Source organism: Wolinella succinogenes DSM 1740, assembly GCF_000196135.1.
Taxonomy (GTDB): Bacteria; Campylobacterota; Campylobacteria; order Campylobacterales; family Helicobacteraceae; genus Wolinella; species Wolinella succinogenes.
The window spans coordinates 2,063,887-2,084,414 of the sequence record NC_005090.1; the positions used below are offsets into that span (position 1 = coordinate 2,063,887).

A 20,528-nucleotide genomic window follows, 5' to 3' on the forward strand; every position below is an offset into this window, starting at 1 on the left:
CGCCTTTTCTCAAAAAATCACCCACAATGGATCAAAAACCATCGAGAGAAGAGAATCATCCCCCAATTTTGCGATTTATATTCACCCATTCTACCTTTTTCATACAAAAATTTGAGATACGAATCCTCAAACCATCCAAGCTCTCTATTGACGCGCTGATAATCTTCCAAGATTCTCCCTTGATACGCCTCAAAATACCACTCAAACATCGGCGATGAGAATCCTTTCTTACGCCGATTCACAATCGAATCGGGGAGGTAGGCCAAAGCTATCTTTTTGAGAAGATTCTTGGTGATCTCTCCGGTGCGCAAAGAGGAGGGGAGGGAGAGGACAAAATCGACTAGCTGATAATCCAAAAAGGGAGCGCGAGATTCCAAAGAGTGCGCCATGCTCATTCGATCCATCTTACTCATGAGCACCTCCGCCATCCAGTGCTTCAAATCAATATAGCTATACCAGCCCTCCCCCTCTTTGGAGGGAAAATCCTGAAAAGTTTCCAAAATAGGGTCCCTCCATGCGGGCTCTTGTTTGAAAAGTCGCGCTCTTTGCCCAGGAGTCCATGACTCATTAATTCCCCTAAAATAGGGTTTTTCGTCCATCAAAAGCCTTCTTAGGCGCTCCCACTCTTTCCCCCCATGCTCGCTTTTGCGATGGTAGTCAAGAAGAATGGCCTTCTCTTTGAGCCCTAGAGAGTTTTCAAGCCATAAAAGCTTCAGTGAGTCAAAATATCCATCGTATCCAAAGAATATCTCATCACTCCCCTCACCGCTCAGAACGACCTTAAAACCGCTCTTTGCCACCTCTTTAGAGAGGAGATAGGTGGGAATGATCGCTGGGTCGCCTAGGGGCTCATCCAGTATAGGTAAAACCTCCTCAAATGCCTCCAGAAAATCCTTTCGAGTCGCGATCTTTTCGTGATGAATCGAGCCAATATGGGAGGCCACCTCTCTAGCATAAGGAAGCTCATCATAGTGTTTGTATTCATCATATCCAATGGAGAAGGTCTCAATAGAGCAAGGAGAAAGCCTCGCGTATAGCGCACTAATGAGGCTCGAATCGATTCCTCCAGAAAGGAATGAGGCCACAGGAACATCGCTAAGAAGTCGATAGCGCACGCTCTCCACAAGAAGCTCTTCGATCTTCCTAAGCGCCTCCTTTTCTTCTATATTCTCGCGGCTAGGAGCGGAGGGAAGAGAGTAAAAAGAGGATTTCTCAAGCCTCCCCTCGCTCAAGCTAAAACGCGCCAAACAACCTGCGGGGAGCTTATGGATGGTCGGAAAAAAGCTCTTCTCTCCGCAAGGCGCAAGGTAGCTTAAGTAATCGAGCAGAGCGCCTTGATCAAGAGCCCCCTTCTCGCCCAAAATAGCCCTGAGCGCCTTGATCTCCGAAGCCACTCCTAGCTCTTTGCCTTCATGGAAGTAAAAAAGAGGCTTCTTTCCAAAGCGATCCCTCGCCATGAGAATCTCGCCTTTGTGCCCATCATAGAAAAGAAAGGAAAACATCCCATTAAGACGGGGTAGAATCCTCTCTCCCTCAAGAATGAGAAGCCTCCAAAGCACCTCTGTATCGCTTGAGCTTTGAAGTCTCAAACCATAGTCGCTGGAGAGCTCTTGGAAGTTGTAGATTTCACCATTAAAGATCAAGCGGTAGCGCTCATCCCCAAAAGGCTGATTCCCCGCCTCACTCAAGTCCAAAATCGAAAGGCGATTATGCGCTAGCGAGATTTTTCCATCGCTCCAAAAACTCCTCGCATCAGGCCCACGATGCCTCATAGTGTCGGAGGCTTTTTGGATGAGGCTTGGCTTAATCGTCCCTCCGCAAATAGAACACATCGCTAAAAACACCCCCCTATATACTCCATCTCTTCCTCGCTCACATAGGGATTCATGGGCAGACTCAATATCTCCTCACTCACTTGCTCCGCCACAGGGAAATCCCCCTTTTGATGCCCCAAATAGGCAAAGCACCCTTGAAGATGCAAGGGCATAGGATAGTGCACTGCCGTGGGGACTCCCGCCTCCTTGAGTCTAGCCTGCACTCTAGGGCGCTCTTTAACCCTTATGGAGTATTGGGCAAAGGCTGAGGTGCGATTTGGCTTAATTTGGGGGAGGATGATTCCCTCTTTAGAAGAGAGAGCCAAAGAGTAGCGTTTGGCCACCTCCACCCTTTGGGCAAGATCTTTAGAGTAGTGACGCAATTTCACCCTTAGCACGGCGGCTTGAATCGTATCTAGCCTCCCCCCAATTCCAATATATTGGTGATGATACCTTTGGGTTTGACCATGGATTCTTAGGCTCTTGATTTTGGCGGCAAGCTCTTCATTGGAGGTGAAGAGCGCCCCCCCATCTCCATAACATCCAAGGGGTTTGGCGGGGAAAAAGCTCGTGCAGGAGATATCTCCCAAAGCACTATCGCTCACCCCCTCATAGGTGCTCCCAAAGCTTTGGGCTCCATCAATAACCACCCTAAGATCATGCGCTTTAGCGACCTCCATGATCTCTTTTAAGTCGCTTGGCTGACCATAGAGATGGACAGGAAGAATCGCTTTGGTCTTAGGGGTGATCTTCTTCTCTAATTGAGTGACATCAAGATTGTAGCTCTCCTCTTCAATATCCACAAACAGAGGCTTGGCTCCTAAAAGAGCAATCATCTCTGCGGTGGCAATGAAGGTGAAGGGAGTGGTAATCACCTCATCTCCTGCTTTGATTCCTAAGGCCATGAGAGCCAAAAGGAGGGCATCTGTTCCGCTAGCGCAGGTGATGGCATGCTTTGCACCCGTGAAGGCTTCTAGCTCCCTCTCTAGGAGTTCGACCTCCTCTCCCATGATGAAATTGCACTTTGAGATCACCTCATGGATGGCCGATTCGATCTCCTCTTTGTAGAGCTGGTGCTGCAGAGCTAAATTGGCAAAGTCTATTTTCATACGTTAATCTCCACGATTCTCCCCTCAATCTCTCTATAGAGGGTTCCATCAAAGCTATCTCTAGCCACTCCACTCTCATCAAAACAGAGGCGCTCTCCCCCCTTGTCCACCCAGCCAATCCTTCTAGCAGGCACCCCCACCATTAGGGCATAAGCAGGGACATCTTGCTTCACTACCGCTCCTGCTCCTATGAGGGCATACTCACCAATGGTGATTCCACAAACAATCGTGGCGTTGGCCCCAATAGAGCAGCCTCGCTTGAGCAGAGTCTTTTGAAATTGATCCCTTCGAACGATGAAAGCTCTAGGATTATAGACATTGGTAAAGACCATCGAAGGACCCAAAAAGACCTCATCTTCAATCTCTACCCCTTCATAGACGCTCACATTATTTTGGACTTTGACTCCATTGCCAAGGCGCACCTTAGGGCCTATGACACAGTTTTGCCCCAAAGAGCAGTTTTTTCCTATGACCACCCCAGAGAGAATATGACAGAAGTGCCAAATCTTTGTCCCCTCGCCAATCTCTGAGCCCTCATCCAGATAGCTTGATTCATGGAGGAAGTAGGTCATCCAAGCGCCTTCTTGCAGAAAGGGTGATACTCTCCCACCAAGCCTAGAGGAGTCTGCGTGCGAATAGCATGCACAATCTCAATACTTCTTCTCGCCTCCTCCAGTCCAAATCCTCCCCCTCTTAAGATATCCATGTAGCTTTGAGTGTGCAAATCAGTGAACCCTTCAGAGAACTCAAATGCCTCACCATCCACACTAATACTCCGATAGGTTCGTTTGCCGCCTCTTTTGACCTCTTCGGGCAGGTAGTCGGCATTGACAGAGAGAAACCATCGCACTCTAGCGTGCTCTAGCTCTAAAAATCCTCCTGCACTATGGGCATTGAGCAGATGAACCTGATTGAGTCTTGGGGCACCAAATATCCAAGTGAGCATGTCATAGAAGTGAACTCCGATATTCGTAGCCACTCCTCCGCTCTTGGTGATGTCTCCTTTCCAAGAGGTGAAATACCAGTGTCCCCTAGAGGTGAGATAGGAGAGATCAATATCATAGACCCTCCCTGGATGCTCTTTAAGCTCTTGCTCCACCTTGGCTTTGAGGGCAATGATGCTCTCGTGGAGTCGCAATTGAAGAATGTTATAGACGCGCTTGCCATAATCTCTCTCAAACTCTTTGAGGGCGTCAATATTCCAAGGATTGAGCACCAAAGGCTTCTCGCAAATCGCATGAGCTCCACTGCGAAGAGCAAAGCGAATATGAGAATCGTGAAGATAGTTGGGAGAGCAGATTCCCATATACTCTACTCCCTTTCCTTGACGGCGCAGCTTATCCACATGGCGATCAAATCGCTCAAACTCAATGAAAAAGTCGGCATTAGGAAAATAGCTATCGATGATTCCTACCGAATCATTAGGATCAAGAGCGCAAACCAGCTCATTGCCACTCTCTTTGATGGCTTTCATGTGACGAGGGGCGATGTAGCCAGCGGCTCCGATGAGGGCGAAGGGAATCATGGGGTCTCCTTAAAAAAATTTAAGAGGGCATCAAGAGCCCTTTGGCTCGCCTTGCCCCCTCCATAGATATCAAGATCAGGAATGATGGAATCCTCTAGGTGCTGATGCAGCGCTCCAAGAATCATCTCTTTGTTGCTTCCAACAAGAAAATTGGCTCCCTGCGCCATCAACTCCACCCACTCCGTCGAATCACGGAGCGTAAGACAAAGCTTGCCAAAACAATAGGCCTCCTTTTGCACCCCTCCACTGTCAGTCATCACGATTTTGCAATGCTCCAACAACCACAGCATCTCCAGATATCCCACAGGATCAATCACTAAAACTTTGGATTCATCAAGCTTCAACCCCTCGTGCTCCAATCGTGCTCTCGTGCGAGGATGCAGAGGCAAAACCACAGGCATAAGCTCTCCTGCCTCTTCTATCGCTCCAATGATCTCCATCAAACGCTCTTTGTTATCGCTATTTTCTTGACGATGGAGGGTGCAAAGGATGAAATTCTCTTTAGGGATCCCCTTGGGAGGGGTAGAAAAGGGCCTAAAGTGCAGTAGGCTATCAAGCATCACATCGCCAATCCAAGTGATTTGAGAATCAAAGCTTTCAAAACCCTCGCGAGCCAAATTCTCTTGGGCAGCTTGGCTTGGCACAAGAAGAAGCGAAGAGATTCGATCGGTCAAGATTCGATTGATCTCTTCGGGCATCTTCATATCAAAACTCCTCAGCCCCGCCTCGATGTGAACCACAGGGATGTGCAGCTTGCAGCTAGCCAGTGCACCCGCTAGAGTCGAGTTGGTGTCCCCATACACCACCGTAAAATCGGGTCGCTCCAGAAGTAGAATCTTCTCAATCTCCTCCATCATTCTGCCTGTCATCGCCCCATGCGAGAGGGAGTGAATATCCAAAAAATAGTCCGCCCTTTTTAGGTTCATCTGCTCAAAAAAGATTTGGCTCATCGAGGCATCAAAATGTTGTCCTGTGTGAATCATCACCTCTTGCACTCCGCGCCGTTTCAACTCTAGGCTCATGCAAGCTGATTTGATGAATTGGGGCCTAGCCCCAAGAATCGTCATCCCCTTCATTGATCTTCCTTTAGGACTTTCTCCATCACCTCTTGCAGAATCTTCTCATTCTCCTTGGCATTATAAATCTTAGCGGCACGATCGGCGTTTTGCTTGTAGGCAAGAATCTCTTCATGGGTGAGTTGATTGAGCGCCTTGGCCATACTTAAAGGAGTGAAATCTTTAGAGATGATTCCTAGATTCTCCTTTTGGACGATTCTAGCCATCTCAAGAGAGGGGCCAATGGCAATGGCTAATCTTGCTTGGATAAATTCAAAGAATTTATTGGGGAGGCAGAGCTCTAGATTGAAGGTGGTGGGCGGGCACAGGAATAGACCTATGTCGTAGGCATTGGTGAATGGGACAATCTCTTCGGGTGCCACGGGAGGGATGAGACGCACATTTTGGCGCTCCAAGGTCATCTTTTCAAGCTTTTGATAATACTCTTTGTTGGAGTTCACAAAAACTAGCATCAAATCAAGCACAAATCGACCATCGACATGATCCATCATCTCAATCATGAGCTCAATTTGGCGATCGGGATTGGCAAGTCCATGGTGAATGAGACGAATCGCAGAGCCAGAGAGAGGGGCTGGCTTGATCTCAAAATATTTAGCCGCATTGCTCCACACTTTAGGATTCACCCCAAAATTCTTTTGATACTCATGAGCGATTCCCTCGCCAATGGCCAATACCACCCCAGCCTTTGGCAGATAGCGCTTGCATAGATAGCGCTTGTAGGGGGCAAAGTAGAATCTCCACCAAAAATCATGCTCAAACTCTCTTGGCGCATACTCGTGCATATTGGCCACCACCTTTGCCCCTTTGCCATATCGCAATGCCACAGGAATCGCTTCGGCATCATGGGCAATAATAAGGTCAAAAGAGCGTTCATGGAGGGCTACGATGGCCTGCTTCACTTGAGGAAGATTCCAATAGACTCGTTCATACTGGCGCAATAAGAGCCAAAATCGCTGAAGCAGGCGCTTGGCCAATCCCCATTTTGGCTTTTTGAGAGCGACAAACTCGATCCCTTCAAAATCCCCTCTCTCATATCCCATGCCCTCTAGCTCATAAAGCCCCCGCAAGGCCTCATACTCTCGATAGGCTCTTGGCTGGGTTTTGTGACTATGAAAGTGGAGGATTAGGATTTTTGACACAACGCCCTCTCCATCACCTCTTGCAGAATCTTCTCATTCTCCTTGGCATTATAAATCTTAGCGGCACGATCGGCGTTTTGCTTGTAGGCAAGAATCTCTTCATGGGTGAGTTGATTGAGCGCCTTGGCCATACTTAAAGGAGTGAAATCTTTAGAGATGATTCCTAGATTCTCTTTTTGGACGATTCTAGCCATCTCAAGAGAGGGGCCAATGGCAATGGCTAATCTTGCTTGGATAAATTCAAAGAATTTATTGGGGAGGGCGTATTTGGTGTTAAACCCAGTGGGTGGAAGGAGGTAAAGCCCGATGTCATATTGGTTGATGAAGGGGATAATCTCTTCAAAAGTCACGGGGGGGATGAGACGCACATTTTGGCGCTCTTTGACTCGCTCCATCAGGCTTTCGTAGTAGCTCTCTCGCCCACTCTTCATCAGCATCAAATCAAGCACAAATCGATCATCGACATGATCCATCATCTCTATCATAAGCTCAATTTGGCGATTAGAATTGGCCACTCCATGGTGAATAAGCCGAATTTTCTCCCTCTCTCCCCTTAAGGCAGGCGAACAATGACTTAAAAGTGGCAAGCTCATGAGGGTCGACATCTTTACCCCATACTCTTCCCCATACTTTTGAGCGATTCCCTCGCCAACCGTGTAGGCACAATCCACCTCTTTTAAAAAGGTTCGGCAGAGCCAATCATTAAAATCGGCAAATAGAATCTTCCAGCGCCAATCATCTTCGCACTGCTTAGGATAAAACTCCCTCGCATCAAAGATCACTTTGGCGCTTTTCTTGTGAGCTAGCACTATAGGCAAAAGTACCAAATCATGACAAAAGATGAGATCAAACTCCCTTTGATCTAGATATTCAGCGATTTTGAGCCTAGTGGGGATAAAAACCAGACGCTCATAGCGCCTCAAAAAAACATCTCGATAAAGTCCGATCTCCTGCCAAAAATTCCGCTTCTTCGGACTATCATAAGAGAGGACTTCAACGCCTTCTATCTGGGTGGCATGGCGACCTATGGCGGTGAGCTCATGATCCTTTTGGAGCGCTTGAATCACTCGATTGGGTCTTGGGTTTTTGGCGGGATTAGCCTCGCAGACAGTCGCCACCCTCAATCTGTTAAAGTTTGACATTAAACATCTTCTCCCATTTGGCTATGCTAAAAAGCTTCCACAAAAAATCATCTCTCCGAATATCAACCTTGAAAAAAATATCCCTAATAATCTCCGAGCCTTCAATGACTTTCATCATCTCGAATCTATATCGGTCGATCCAAAGTTTTTGAGGGCTTTCAAAGCCCATCTTGTTGTATCGCCATACAATACTCTTGGGCAACAGCCCAGAGATCTCCAGTGCCTCCCTTAGAGCAAACTTCAAGTAACCCTGCTGAAATTTCACCTCCGTGGGCAAGGCTAGCACCCACTCTACAATTCGATAGTCCAAATAGGGCAATCTCGTCTCAATGCCAAATCGCATCGAATCTCTATCTTCGTATCGAAGGAGTGAAGGCAAATGATTATAAAAAATTTCTCTTTTTTGAAATTCTTGTATCGTCTTTACGGGAGCAATATACGAATCAAGCCACTCCCTGCAAAGATACCTTGAGCAAATATTCCCCCGATTCTTAATAACATCCCAAGCCACCCCTGCGTCATCTGCTTTTTTTAACTCTTCTAATATTTGCTCTTTTGTATATCGAAAAGTTTTCAAATCTTTAAAAAAATCATTTTCTAAAAAGAATTTTCTATCTCTCAAGTCTTTGAAAATATTGTGAAAATAGTGCTCATATCCTAAAAAAACCTCATCAGCCCCCTGCCCATCCAGCATCACTTTACACCCAAGCTCCTTGGCCTTTTTCATGACAAAATATTGCATGAACATAGAGGTGCTACCAAAAGGCTCTTCTTGGGTGTAGAATAGATCATCCAAGCTCTCACAAAAATCTTCAAAGCTAGGCTCGACCATATGCAAATCCAACCCCAAATGGTTAGCCACCTCGATTGCATAGGAGCTCTCATCACTCTCTTTAAGACTTGATTTGGCGTGAATGGCCACAAGCTTCTCACCAAAATCATATTGTTGGCTCGCCAGTGCCGCCACCCCAGAGCTATCCAATCCTCCGCTCAGGCACGCTCCCACACGAACATCCGAGCGCAAGCGCAGGGAAACCGACTGCCTCAGCAGTGACAAAAGCTCTTTGGCACTACTTGGAATCTCTCTCTCTTTGGCAGATAATGGATTGAGGAGAATCGAGTAGTAGGTCTGAAAACTCTTCTGCTTGCCGCGCAGATCATAAAACAAATTAGAAGAAGCCTCAAGACGATAAACTCCGTCAAAAAAGGTTTCACTGCCTCCATCTAGAAAACCTCTCGCTAGGTAGGGAAGAATCACTTTAGGATTGAGTTTGGCCTCCTTAAAGAATGGCAATAGGGCTTTGATCTCTGAAGCAAAAACAAAAATCTCCTCATTTTCATAGAAATAGAAAGGTTTCACCCCAAAACGATCTCGACTGCAAAAAAGGCTGTGTCTCTTTTTGTCGTAGATGGCAAAAGCCCACATTCCATTGAAATGCTCTACGCAAGTCTCTCCCCAAAAGTCATAAGCCGCTAAAAGCACCTCTGAATCGCTTTGAGTGGCAAAGCCATACCCCTGAAGCAAAAGCTTCTCTTTGAGCTCTCTGTAGTTATATATCTCACCATTGAACACCAGAAGATAGCGATCCTTAAAAAGCATCGGCTGGGAGGCCCTCTCATCCAAATCAATGATTGAGAGTCGAACATGCCCTAGATAGAGCTGATACTCTGGCTCATTAAACCACACAAAATCTTGATGATCTGGACCACGATGGGCAATCTTTGAGAGGATTTGATTGAATTGTTCACAAGAGAGCTGACTTTGTCCAGCCGAACCCTTCCTAAGATACCCTAAGATTCCACACACACCCTCTCCTCTATTGAGCCGCCACAAGCCATTGTTTGATTTTTCTAGCATATCCTTTCTTGTAGAGCCACAAGATAGCTAAGCTTGGCAGGAATCGAAGATATTTTGGCAAAATAAAATATCTTGTCTCAAAAAGCGTCTGCTCCGCGTAATAGTCCCCAAAAATAAATTTCACAGGGGCAGCCTTTCGGCTAGAGTCATACAGAGAACAATTACGGCAGTAGGAGCCAAATAGCGAATCTCTCTCATACAGATCATCAAGTATTCTCGCAGATTCAAAAATAGTATGATTAAAAATATTTGGGATTTTCTCTCCAAGCTTAGGGTAAAAGTAAAACGCCCCGCAACAAGGGAGCACGGTGCCATCTGTCATCACGATAGGACTCCCATACGCCTTGCATTTGCCATGAGTATACTCCAGCTTCTCCACACCTATATGCCCGATTCCATCCTCGCCCGTGACAAACATCTTTTTTAGAGATATTTGGTTTAGCCCCTTATCTTTATAAAAATCTAGCACCCCTAGGGCTTCATGGGGAAATTCGGGCTGCTCTGTAATTTGAATTTGGACATAGATTGAATCGCCTCCATATTTCTTGAAGTAGAGTGGAGCATGAATCGCTCGCTCAAAGGCTAGCTTTGTAGCTGGTTTTCGTATTTTTTTATAACTCTCATAGCTCAGACTATCCACGCTGATGACGATGTGATCAACCCCAACCTCACAAGCTCTCTTTATATCTTCCTCGCCCAAAAGACCGCCATTGGATGTGATCATTATCTTAAGACCAAACTCTTTGATAAGAGACAAAATTTGATACCACTGCTTATGGGTAAAAAACTCTCCATTGGGAGTCAAATCTATCCATTCAAATCCCTCCATAGAAGCTTTTTCTAAAATCAATTTAATTTCATCAAGCGACATATCCCGTCGAATCGTAGGTCTCTCATCAAAATACTCCCCACTATATCCATCGCCATGAAAAGGGCACATTCCGCAAGCATAATTGCAGCTGGAAGTCACTTGAATATTCAAGACTTTCATCTCACGCTCGCGAATTGCCTTAAAAATGGCCTCCTGTGTCACAACATCTTCCTTATTTCTTATAGTTTTTCAAAAAGGTAGCATCCATCATTTCCAGCCACATGTCCCCTGTAGTAGGGAATTCCTCGATTGTCAAATGTTAAATTACTCAAAAACTCGCGATGTTCCTTATCCAAATTTCGATCCTTGATTGCCTCAAAACGCCTTGGTAGCCACATGAGCTCATCAACAGATATGGCGACCCCCTGAAGGCCTCCTTTGAATCCATGCCTTTCCATTGTAGCCACAAAATCATCCGTTTTAAAACATGTTGATACAGGACAATGCTCCCCATCCGTGGTATATTTATAAACATCCAAGGCACGCATTCCTCTATACTTTGGATTTTCCATCGGAAAAATATACGCAGCATAGAGATGTAGCCAAATACTATCATAATGATACACCATGATCGAGGCTCTACCTTTTGGCTTTAACACTCGATAAAACTCTTTTAGCACAGCGTCCAAGTCGGAGACATTCATCAAAACACCAGGGCAATTAATATAATCCACACTATTGTCTTCGAGATCGATTCGATTCGTCTTCTCATCAATTAACAAAAATTCTGCTGTTTTTCCATGCAGGGCGATTCGCTTCTTGGCACGTTCAATAGCAGGGGCGGACACATCGGCACCAATGAGACGTTTAGGGGTTGAGTGGGTTAAGATTCCCGTCATTTCATTGCCCGGACCACACCCATAATCAAGCACCACCTTGCCATCAAGTCCACTCACAGAAATATATTTTCTATAATCAACATACAAGTCATTACAATGTTCAAAAAATTTTAATGATTCTTCTGCAGTCTCAAAATTATTGCTAGCAATCATGTGCGCGCTCCAGTATCCAGCAACTCCCTTGGAGGCAATTTCTTTCATTTTTTTATCATGAAATTCGATTCCATTAACATAGTCTTTGATTCCATGCAGAAGCAAGTTGTTGACCAGTTGATGAAAAAATTTCTCTGAGGCTACCATGATCTCACCGTTCCCCAATCCTCGCGCCAAGAGTAGTTCAAGGGAAATACTTGGGTCAAAATCATCAATGAACTCATATGAATATTTCACTTCCCCTTCAAGACTACTCAAATAGTCCAGCAAAGTGGCAATCTCTTGCCCAAATGCCCCTTTTGGATAGATATAGTAATGCATACAACGACTCCCTTTAATTATTTTATATGATTAAACAAAAATTCTGCAATTTTCTCAGAAGAAGATAAAAAGTTTAGAAGCTCTTCTTTTCGATAGCGCCCAATGGATTCATTCCAGTGCCTTAACTCTTTTTTGATGCATCCAACCTGATGCACAACTTCTGTATCTTTGCTGCAAACAATATGTATATTTTCATCAAAAAACTTAATTTTTGAGCCATAACCATCGTATTGGATAAATTCTCCATAGGGGTCAAACAAAATAACTGGCTTTAGTGTAGTAAAGGGGTAAGAATAGGCCAAAGAAGACCAGTCACTGATCAAAGTAATGCTCCTTGCCAAGAGCTCAGCACTTAGTGTTGGCATTTTATCTATAAGCACCCTCTCGTTTCCTTTGTATAGTCTTTCCATATCATAAACCGTCTTACTATCCAAATCTAGCGGGTGTGGGCGAAAAATAATATTCATCCCTATGTTCAAAAGAGCATCAAACAAACTCGTCAATATCTCTGTTTCGGCATTTGCGGTGACAATAACATCGGTGGAATTAATAGAGTGATTTTTTAAATAATCTTCATAATCGAGAATCTGCAAATCCAAACTTGGATATCCTGCTTCGACAACAAGGGGCGAGCCAAGACCCCTCTCCTCTTTGAGCTGTTCATAAAATCGAGCCACTCTTCGAGTAGGCGCCAATAAGATGTCATAATTTGCCATAAGGGCTTCCACGGCTGCATTCATTTGAAGGCGATACTGCCCAAAGTACATCATCAAAAGTCCGCAACAGGCATGCCCGGTGTATGCACTTATGGTTTTGTGACCAGAGAGAAAGTCTTTTGACCCCAAAATCAATGGAAATTCTAACTCTGCAATCAAATCATAGTTGGCCACAAGGTGGGGATGTTTGGCTACACGATCTCTATTTTTCTCCAAGGCTTCTTGACTCAGACAGATATAGACCACCTGCGCACCCATTTGGAGGAGATGCTGATCAATGTCACCCAGGTGCTTTTCTTTGGCAAATCCCCCCAAGATATACCCCACAAGGGGTGGCATTCCCTTGATTCCTTCACGAAACTCAATATCCCATCGACTTTTCAAATACTCCTTAAGTCGCTCTCCATAAAGCTTCACTCCATTTTCAATCCGAGTGATTCCTTGGCTTTGAAGTTTATCCTTCAGCTGATCATGCAGCCAATTGGAGGCGATCAAAACGGTTGCCTTCTCTTCCTGTATCTGCTTGGAGAGTTGAATCAAGGAACGTGCACTATCCGAATCATCAATAAAATCAGCCTCTTCTTCACCCAAAAACTTTCTCGCCTCTTGCAGAGCAAGCCCATTGCGCCCTTTGGGATAAATATAAGTTTTATTCTTCATGGGTTACAAATTAGCAAAAACGCTCAAGAGATCTTGAGACAGTTTTCGAGCGACCACCTGACGATATATCCTCATCCAGTAGGCTTTGTTATCTCGAATATTTTTTGAAGAGCCCTCGTTGATCGACCAGTGGATCGCCTCTATATACCCCTTGGTGTCCAAGGGCTGGATTCTCTGCTCTGATTCTATGAATCGATAAAGCCCTTCTACAGCAGCACCCCTATTCTCGCAGACCTCCATGGCAACCCCTCGATACTCCTCAAGCCACTCTTCTAACTCTGCAGATCGTTCTACGCGAGAAAGTCGAATTAATCTAACCATCAAGGGAGCTTCGTGCTTAGCCGTATACTCCCTCGCGCTCTCCCCTTGCTCTAGTGGAAAAGTATCACACCACAAATCAATAATATGCCCATAGAGATGCGGATCGACCCAGCCCGGCATATAGAATCGATCCGAGATTCCGAGCTTCTCCACCTTGGCGCGAATCGATTCGGCATTGCCACTGCCCGCTGCGATAAAGATCGTTTGAGGATTTTGGCGCATCACTTGAGCAATGGTCTCTAGATACTCATCGCTATCCACCTTGATCAGCCTCCCAATGACCCCTAGCACAAAAGCATCTTTGGGGTATTTGGCGCGCTCGGCTTCGATTTTGCTTTTTGCTATAGGCGGATTATAGAATCGCTCCCTATCCATGGGCACGGCAAACTTCTCAAAAGAGAATCCATACTTATCCACGCCACAATGACTGATTCTCTTATCAATCCCTTCCACATCATAGACATAGTTTCCATGACTCCAATAGACTTGAGTGGGTGCGGCACGAGAGATGAAAATAAAGTCGCTGATATCATAGCCATTGTTGGGCGAGATGAGGATATCGACCCCATCACGGACGATTCTCTCTCGGATGGCGAGGGCTTTTTGGAGATGCGAGTGATAGTAACCTGCCCCCTGTATCAGAGGCGTGACCACATCGACCACCTCTATGCCAATCTCCCTATAGCTCTGAAGAATTCGGGGGTCATCATCGCTCTTCTCCACATACCCCATCAAATAGAGTTTGACTTCATACTTTTCTCTAAATTCCTCGTTTTGCATAAGCGCCTTAAGGAGCGACCACTCCACCTTGTAGGGCGAATTCTCCACTACTCGATCGCGCAAAAACCCAATGAGCCTCTTACCACTCCCCCCAGTATGCTCCTTGCAAGAGGGAAGCGCAGCAGTGCAAGCTTTATAGTGAGGCTCAGCGACCTTCACGATCTCCTCGTTGAAACGCTTCCACTCCTCTTGGCTTTGGAAGTGATTCCCCATCTTATGATAGATATAGAAGTGCACATACATCGCCTCATCCAGCTCACCCCGCCCAAGATGCGCCTCAAAGATCGCTCGCCACAGGGGATAAAGCTCCATCCAGCGAGGATTATTATAGAAGCTTGGGATATTCCAAAAGATATGGAGTGACCAGTTAAAAATTGAGCGTCTTGCAACAAAATCAAGCGAAAGGTAGTGCTCTAGGGTTAGGCTCTCACTCAATGCCTCAAAAAGCTCATCCATAGATATGGAGAAAAATTGGCAAAAATCCTTCACAAAAACATCGACTCCAACATTGGCTGCTTCGTGAATATGGAGAGTGGAGAGGACTTTGAGATGCTCTTTAATAGCCTCTTGGGGCTCGCCTTTGAGAATGAGGGCGGTGGCTTTGAGCTCAGAGAGAAGAATCTTCTCTACGATTCCAAGCTCTGGAGAGCAGAGATATTGATCCGCCAATGTTACATAGCCATCAAAACGCCCCTCTGGCTCAATCTCCAATTCCTCCATAAGTCCATAGAGATAGAGGTAGGCACGATCAGCTACATCCCCTTTAGAAAAAATGAGCTCCAGCACCTTTTCGCGGATCACATTGGCCAAATCAGCCCTTGATGGTTTGCTCGCCTTTTTAAGTGCCTCTAGCGTCTCCCTTTGAGAAAAACGACCTATAAATCGATCTAGCTCGTGCTTGCTTTTGCATTGTTCCGCCTGCTCTTTTAGCGCCTCAACCAAGCCTCTTTCCTTTATTTTTTGCTTCTTTGCATTATACAAGAAACTTCTAGCTTGGCACTAAATCGACCAAAAAACCTTTGATTAAAATTGGAACACCATTTGCTTTATTGACCATTAAGAAATTTAGCAAAGGATGCGAAATGGGTTACAGGATTAACACAAATGTGGCCGCCCTCAACGCTCACGCGATTGGAGTGCAAAACAACCGTTCTTTAAACAGCTCTTTAGAGAAGTTGAGCTCAGGTCTGCGAGTCAATAAGGCCGCCGATGATGCTTCAGGTATGGCCATCGCTGATAGTTTGCGATCGCAAGCCGCCTCCTTAGGGCAGGCCACGCGAAACGCTAATGATGCCATTGGCATCATCCAGACCGCCGACAAGGCGATGGATGAACAGATCAAGATTCTAGACACCATCAAAACCAAAGCGGTTCAAGCCGCTCAAGATGGACAGACCACCGAAACAAGAAAAGCGCTCCAAAGCGACATCCTAAGACTTCTTGAAGAGTTGGACAACATCGCCAACACCACAAGCTTCAACGGTCAGGAGATGCTCTCTGGCTCCTTTGTCAATAAAGAGTTCCAAATCGGTGCCTACTCCAACACTACCATTAAAGCCTCCATTGGAGCAACTTCATCCAATAAAATAGGCCATGTTCGTCTTGAAACCTCCTCCATCTCAGCCTCCAGTATGCTTGCCTCTGCAGGTGGCTCTAATCTCACTGAGGTTGCTTTCAAGGTGCTTCAGGTGGATGGCAAAAACAGCTTCCAGCTAGAGACCGTCAAAATCTCCACTTCCGCAGGAACAGGAATTGGAGCGCTTGCCGAAGTGATCAACAAAAACTCCAACGTCTTAGGGGTGCGAGCCAGCTATGAGGTCATGGGAACGGGTTCTCTCCCTATCCAATCAGGGACTGTCAACACGCTTGTTATTAACGGCGTCACGATCGGAACCATCAACGATATCCAAAAAAATGATGCGGATGGAAAGCTCATCAATGCCATCAATGCCGTCAAAGAGGCAACAGGGGTTGAAGCCTACACTGACATTAGCGGCCGATTGACCTTAAAAAGCACCGATGGAAGAGCCATCAGCGTCTCCACAGTAAGCGGGGCGGGTGTGCTTGGAGGGGGAAGTTTTATTGGAACTTCTGGCTCTTCTCATGCCATCGTGGGACGACTCACTCTCACTCGACTCAACGCCAGAGATGTTCTCATTAGCGGAACCAACTTCAGCCACGTAGGATTCCACTCTGCCCAAGGAATCGCCGAATACACCGTCAACCTTCGTGACCTTCGAGGGGAGATGAATGCCAATATCGCCTCTGCCGCAGGAGCCAACGCCAACCTTGCCATCGCAAGCGCTAACGCCAATGGAATTGGAGCGGGCGTCACTAGCCTCGCAGGGGCGATGATTGTCATGGATATGGCCGAATCGGCTCGAATTCAACTTGATAAAATCCGTGCCGACTTAGGTTCGGTTCAAGCCCAGCTCACCTCCACCATCAACAACATCACCGTCACTCAGGTCAACGTCGCTGCGGCTGAATCAGAGATTAGAGATGTGGACTTCGCCGAGGAATCAGCCACTTTCAGCAAACACAACATCCTCGCTCAATCGGGAAGCTTTGCCATGGCACAAGCCAACACCGTCCAACAAAACGTTCTCAAACTCCTCCAGTAATCAAGCTCCGCCCCTCTTTTGGGGGTGGGCTAAACCAAAAAAAGCTATCCTTACTCTCCAACCAACCCTACTCATGAAGGTCACGGGATGAACAACTTCTTTGAAAAAAACCTCCAAGCCCTCGACAAAGTCGATCCGATTCTAGTCGCCAAAATGCGCCTTGTTACCCCTAACCAATTTTTTGAAGTCTATGCCGACGAGGATCCCGCCAATGTGAACATCATCGATAAGCGCCACAACAAACCCCTCTACACCTCCAAGCCCGTAGAGGAGACGCTAAAGAAGATCGAGGCCATGACGGAGTTTAGTTACTATCCCTACCTCTATTTTTACGGAGCGGGCAATGGAATCTTTTATAAACTTCTCCTTGGCAACGAATCGCTCAAGAGGGTCTTGGTGATTGAGCCTGATCCTGAGATTCTCTTCGTCGCACTCCACTTTGTTGACTTCTCCAAAGAGATAAGCGAGAGAAGAATCATCTTTGTGCTTAGCATTGATCTGAGCGCCCCTAGAGCCATGAGTTATATTGGCTATCAAGACTCTCCACTCTATTGCAAGCTCTATGATTTACACCTCTTCACCCCCTATTACAATGCCTACGCCGAGGACTATCTGAGGGTGAACAAACTCTTTTTGAGGGCGATTGAGCACTCCATCATCTCCATTGGCAACGATTCTAGGGATGCTCTTTTGGGTCTAGAGCACCATGTCAAGAATCTTCCTGATATGCTTCAAGGGCCCCATGTGGTCGAGCTCGTTCGCAAAAGCGCCAACACCGACACCGCTATCATCGTCTCTACGGGCCCCTCTCTCTACAAACAACTCCCGCTCCTCAAAGAGATCGCCCCCTATGTGACGCTGCTTTGTATCGATGCCTCTTTTCCAATTCTCCATGCACATGGAATCAAACCCGATATTGTTTTGAGCCTTGAGAGGGTCAAAGAGAGTGCGAAGTTCTACCAAGAAACCCCCCTAGAGGCGCAAGAGGGCGTAGTTTTTGCCATCACTTCCATTGTCCATGAGGACCTCAAAAAAGCCATCACTAGAGGAATCAAACAATTTAGTATGCGCCCTTTTGGCTACACCAAATACTTTGACCTAAGCCCCTATGGCTATTTGGGGATTGGAATGAGTGCGGCTAATATGGCCTATGAGCTTGCCGTCCACTCAAGGTTCAAACGATGTGTTTTTATCGGACAAGACCTTGCCTTTGGCGAAGATGGCACCAGCCACTCCAAAGGGGCGGTCTATGGCGAGGAGGAGATCAAGCCCTCCACCCTTGGCGATCGAGTGCTCGTGGAGAAGTATGGCGGAGAGGGAGAGGTGGAGACCACCACTATCTGGAAGATGTTCCTCAACTTCTTTGAGCGTGATATTGCCGAGACTCCTTACAAGATCGAGGTGATCAACTGCACCGAAGGGGGAGCGAGAATCCATGGCACGATTGAGATGCCTTTTATTGAGCTCGCCCAAAGCCTTGATAGAAGCCAAGCAAAGCAGCCCATCACGCTAGAGCTTCCCACCCCAAAAGAGAGTGAAGAGAATCTCACCAAGGCGCGCCAAAAGATTCTCGATCTCTTAGAATTTGGCCACACCAAAAAGGCCGAAGTGGAGCGAGTCTTTTTGGGAGTAGTCGGGATGACGGAGGAGCTTGAACGCCTCAACAAAGAGAATCGCCTTGAAGAGATCGACTTTGCAGCCATTGGCAAACTCTTGGAAGAGATTGACAACATCAAAGACTTCTTCCATGAGCCTCAGTTTTTGCAAATATTCCTAGACGCGGTTCAATCTTATATCGTCCACCAAGAGCTAGAGATTGCCAAAATTGTCGTGAAATTCACCACTGAAGATATCTACAAAAAAGCCAAGCAGATCGATTGGCTCTACGCTCACAAATATTGGCTCTTCTCCCTTGCAGGCGGAATGAACGCCGTCCTAGAAGTGGTCAAGCGAGGGGCGGCAGAGTGGATGGAGATCCCAAAGCATTTTGCAGAAGGAGAGGATAAAGATCTAGTGTGATCTTCGTCCCTCTCTCTTTTTGAGAGCGAATTCTCACCTTGATTCCATGACTTTGGGCGAAGCGCTGAACCAGCGCCAGCCCCACCCCATACCCTTCAGAAGAATCATCCACTTGAAAATATCGATCAAAGACACGCCAAATCTGCGACTCCTCCATTCCAATCCCCTCATCTTCGATACTCAAATATCGCCCCTCTTCAAGCCTCACCCACACCTCTCCCTTGGAGGAGTATTTGAGGCTATTGGCGAGGAGATTCTCTATCACTTTGACGAAGAGGAACTCATCGCACACCCCCCAGACGCCAGAGGAGATCTCGCTCCTTAGCCTTTCGCCTCCAGACTTCTCTAAAAAGAGCTCAATGGCCGATTCGACTATACTTTTGAGCTCCACCCTCTCTCGCCTATCTTTGCCAATCTCACGGCGAATCAAGGCATCCACTACACGAAACTGCCGATGAATCTGCTTGGAAGCAAGCTTGATTCGCTCTAGCCTCCGTCGCTCTTTCTCCTCGCGTGCTTGATTCTTGCTCAGAAGCTCAATATTGGCTTCAATGGTCGCTAGGGGAATATTGAGCTCATGAATCGTCTCTTTGAGTAGTCGATCTAGCGCCTCCTCTCTCTCTTGACTCTTTTTCAAAAAGCTCCCCGCCAGCCAATACCCCGCACTTCCTGAGAGAACAAAAAAGAGCGGAAACCAAAAAATGGCGTTTTTTGTATGGAGAGAACCTTGCAAAAAGAGCATGGTGAAAAGAAGGGCGCTAAGTGAAGCAAGGGCGAGACTCAGCCACAGCCCTACCCTCTCGTTCCAATGCTTAGAGCTCAAAGCGATACCCTACTCCGCGAATATTGTTGATGCTCCCCTCACCCAAATATTTTTTGAGCGCATTGACATAGACACGAAGCGCTCCCCCGCTTGGTTCCTCCTCTGGCCACAGATGGTCATAGATCTCTTCTTTGCCCACCACTCTCCCTCGGCTCTCCACCAAAAGCTCCAAGAGCTTTGATTCCTTAAGCGGCAAGACGATCTCTTCTCCTTCGATGATGAGCCTCGATTCCTTGGGAAAGAAGAGCCTCTTAGCATCAATCTTCACCCCTGCAAAATCTCCTTTGGAACGCCGAAGAATCGCTTGGATTCTCCAAAGGAGCTCCTCTAGATTGAAGGGCTTGGTGAGATAGTCATCACACCCGCTTAAAAAACCTTCGCGGAGCGATTCTCCATCGCTTAAAGAGGTGATGAAAATCGCTGGCGTGGCGTCAAATTCGCTCTTCAGATGTTTAAGGAGCTCAAACGCGCTCCCATCAGGAAGTTTCACATCCATGAGATAGAGATCAAAGCTCCTCTCGCCAGTGAAGCGCTCAAACCCTGCTCTATCCAAGGCCCACTCCACTCTAAAGCCCTCCTCCTCCAAAAACTCCTTGACCGTCTCGCCCAAAAGCGCATCATCCTCTAGCAATAGTAGCGAGCTCATCCTCTAGAACCATCCTTCTTTTATTGGCGACTTTAGAAGAAAGATTAACACAAAAATTTCACTTTAACGCTCCATTAACACTCAAATCCTAC

Annotated in this window: 16 protein-coding genes; 2 read left to right on the forward strand and 14 right to left on the reverse strand. The window is 46.5% G+C overall.

Annotated elements, in window-relative coordinates; translation table 11 throughout:
- Nucleotides 1-17: 17 nt before the first annotated feature.
- The 12 genes from asnB (WS_RS10295) to WS_RS10350 form a co-directional block, all read right to left on the reverse strand.
- Nucleotides 18-1,844, reverse strand: a complete 1,827-nt coding sequence (asnB, locus tag WS_RS10295; RefSeq protein WP_049770686.1) for an asparagine synthase (glutamine-hydrolyzing) — start codon at nucleotides 1,842-1,844, stop codon at nucleotides 18-20.
- Nucleotides 1,835-2,923: a DegT/DnrJ/EryC1/StrS family aminotransferase gene (locus tag WS_RS10300; RefSeq protein ID WP_011139959.1), complete on the reverse strand. Its 1,089-nt coding sequence runs from the start codon at nucleotides 2,921-2,923 to the stop codon at nucleotides 1,835-1,837. Before WS_RS10300 ends, asnB (WS_RS10295) begins: the two co-directional genes overlap by 10 nt.
- A complete protein-coding gene (locus WS_RS10305; RefSeq protein ID WP_011139960.1) occupies nucleotides 2,920-3,495 on the reverse strand; it encodes an acyltransferase in 576 nt (191 codons plus the stop codon). Before WS_RS10305 ends, WS_RS10300 begins: the two co-directional genes overlap by 4 nt.
- Nucleotides 3,492-4,448 carry a Gfo/Idh/MocA family protein gene (locus tag WS_RS10310; RefSeq protein WP_011139961.1) on the reverse strand — a complete coding sequence of 319 codons (957 nt, stop codon included), beginning with the start codon at nucleotides 4,446-4,448 and terminating at the stop codon, nucleotides 3,492-3,494. Before WS_RS10310 ends, WS_RS10305 begins: the two co-directional genes overlap by 4 nt.
- Entirely contained in the window at nucleotides 4,445-5,524 is a 1,080-nt protein-coding gene (gene wecB, locus WS_RS10315; RefSeq protein WP_011139962.1) for a non-hydrolyzing UDP-N-acetylglucosamine 2-epimerase, read from the reverse strand. The genes WS_RS10310 and wecB overlap by 4 nt, the downstream gene beginning before the upstream one ends.
- Nucleotides 5,521-6,663 carry a glycosyltransferase gene (locus tag WS_RS10320; protein ID WP_011139963.1) on the reverse strand — a complete coding sequence of 381 codons (1,143 nt, stop codon included), beginning with the start codon at nucleotides 6,661-6,663 and terminating at the stop codon, nucleotides 5,521-5,523. The genes wecB and WS_RS10320 overlap by 4 nt, the downstream gene beginning before the upstream one ends.
- A complete protein-coding gene (locus tag WS_RS10325) occupies nucleotides 6,648-7,805 on the reverse strand; it encodes a glycosyltransferase family protein (RefSeq protein WP_011139964.1) in 1,158 nt (385 codons plus the stop codon). The genes WS_RS10320 and WS_RS10325 overlap by 16 nt, the downstream gene beginning before the upstream one ends.
- Entirely contained in the window at nucleotides 7,792-9,663 is a 1,872-nt protein-coding gene (gene asnB, locus WS_RS10330) for an asparagine synthase (glutamine-hydrolyzing) (RefSeq protein WP_041571930.1), read from the reverse strand. Before asnB (WS_RS10330) ends, WS_RS10325 begins: the two co-directional genes overlap by 14 nt.
- Nucleotides 9,623-10,696: a radical SAM/SPASM domain-containing protein gene (locus WS_RS10335; RefSeq protein ID WP_011139966.1), complete on the reverse strand. Its 1,074-nt coding sequence runs from the start codon at nucleotides 10,694-10,696 to the stop codon at nucleotides 9,623-9,625. The genes asnB (WS_RS10330) and WS_RS10335 overlap by 41 nt, the downstream gene beginning before the upstream one ends.
- Nucleotides 10,697-10,713: 17 nt before the next feature.
- Nucleotides 10,714-11,847 carry a class I SAM-dependent methyltransferase gene (locus WS_RS10340; protein ID WP_011139967.1) on the reverse strand — a complete coding sequence of 378 codons (1,134 nt, stop codon included), beginning with the start codon at nucleotides 11,845-11,847 and terminating at the stop codon, nucleotides 10,714-10,716.
- 17 nt (nucleotides 11,848-11,864) lie between these two features.
- Complete coding sequence (locus WS_RS10345; protein ID WP_129545330.1) at nucleotides 11,865-13,154, reverse strand: hypothetical protein; 1,290 nt, start codon at nucleotides 13,152-13,154, stop codon at nucleotides 11,865-11,867.
- Nucleotides 13,155-13,226: 72 nt separating this feature from the next.
- Entirely contained in the window at nucleotides 13,227-15,266 is a 2,040-nt protein-coding gene (locus WS_RS10350) for a tetratricopeptide repeat protein (RefSeq protein WP_049770687.1), read from the reverse strand.
- Between the two features lie 140 nt (nucleotides 15,267-15,406).
- Here WS_RS10350 and WS_RS10355 point away from each other — a divergent pair, with 140 nt between their 5' ends.
- Both WS_RS10355 and WS_RS10360 read left to right on the forward strand, forming a co-directional pair.
- Nucleotides 15,407-16,948 (forward strand): flagellin B, encoded by a 1,542-nt coding sequence (locus WS_RS10355; protein ID WP_011139970.1) that lies wholly within the window; start codon nucleotides 15,407-15,409, stop codon nucleotides 16,946-16,948.
- A gap of 87 nt (nucleotides 16,949-17,035) precedes the next feature.
- Nucleotides 17,036-18,967 carry a motility associated factor glycosyltransferase family protein gene (locus WS_RS10360; RefSeq protein WP_011139971.1) on the forward strand — a complete coding sequence of 644 codons (1,932 nt, stop codon included), beginning with the start codon at nucleotides 17,036-17,038 and terminating at the stop codon, nucleotides 18,965-18,967.
- Here WS_RS10360 and WS_RS10365 read toward each other — a convergent pair.
- Nucleotides 18,894-19,790 (reverse strand): sensor histidine kinase, encoded by an 897-nt coding sequence (locus WS_RS10365; RefSeq protein WP_011139972.1) that lies wholly within the window; start codon nucleotides 19,788-19,790, stop codon nucleotides 18,894-18,896. The genes WS_RS10360 and WS_RS10365 overlap by 74 nt on opposite strands.
- The gene (locus WS_RS10370) at nucleotides 19,780-20,436 is read right to left on the reverse strand and encodes a response regulator transcription factor (RefSeq protein ID WP_011139973.1); all 657 of its coding nucleotides are present in this window, start codon (nucleotides 20,434-20,436) and stop codon (nucleotides 19,780-19,782) included. The genes WS_RS10365 and WS_RS10370 overlap by 11 nt, the downstream gene beginning before the upstream one ends.
- Nucleotides 20,437-20,528 lie beyond the last annotated feature (92 nt).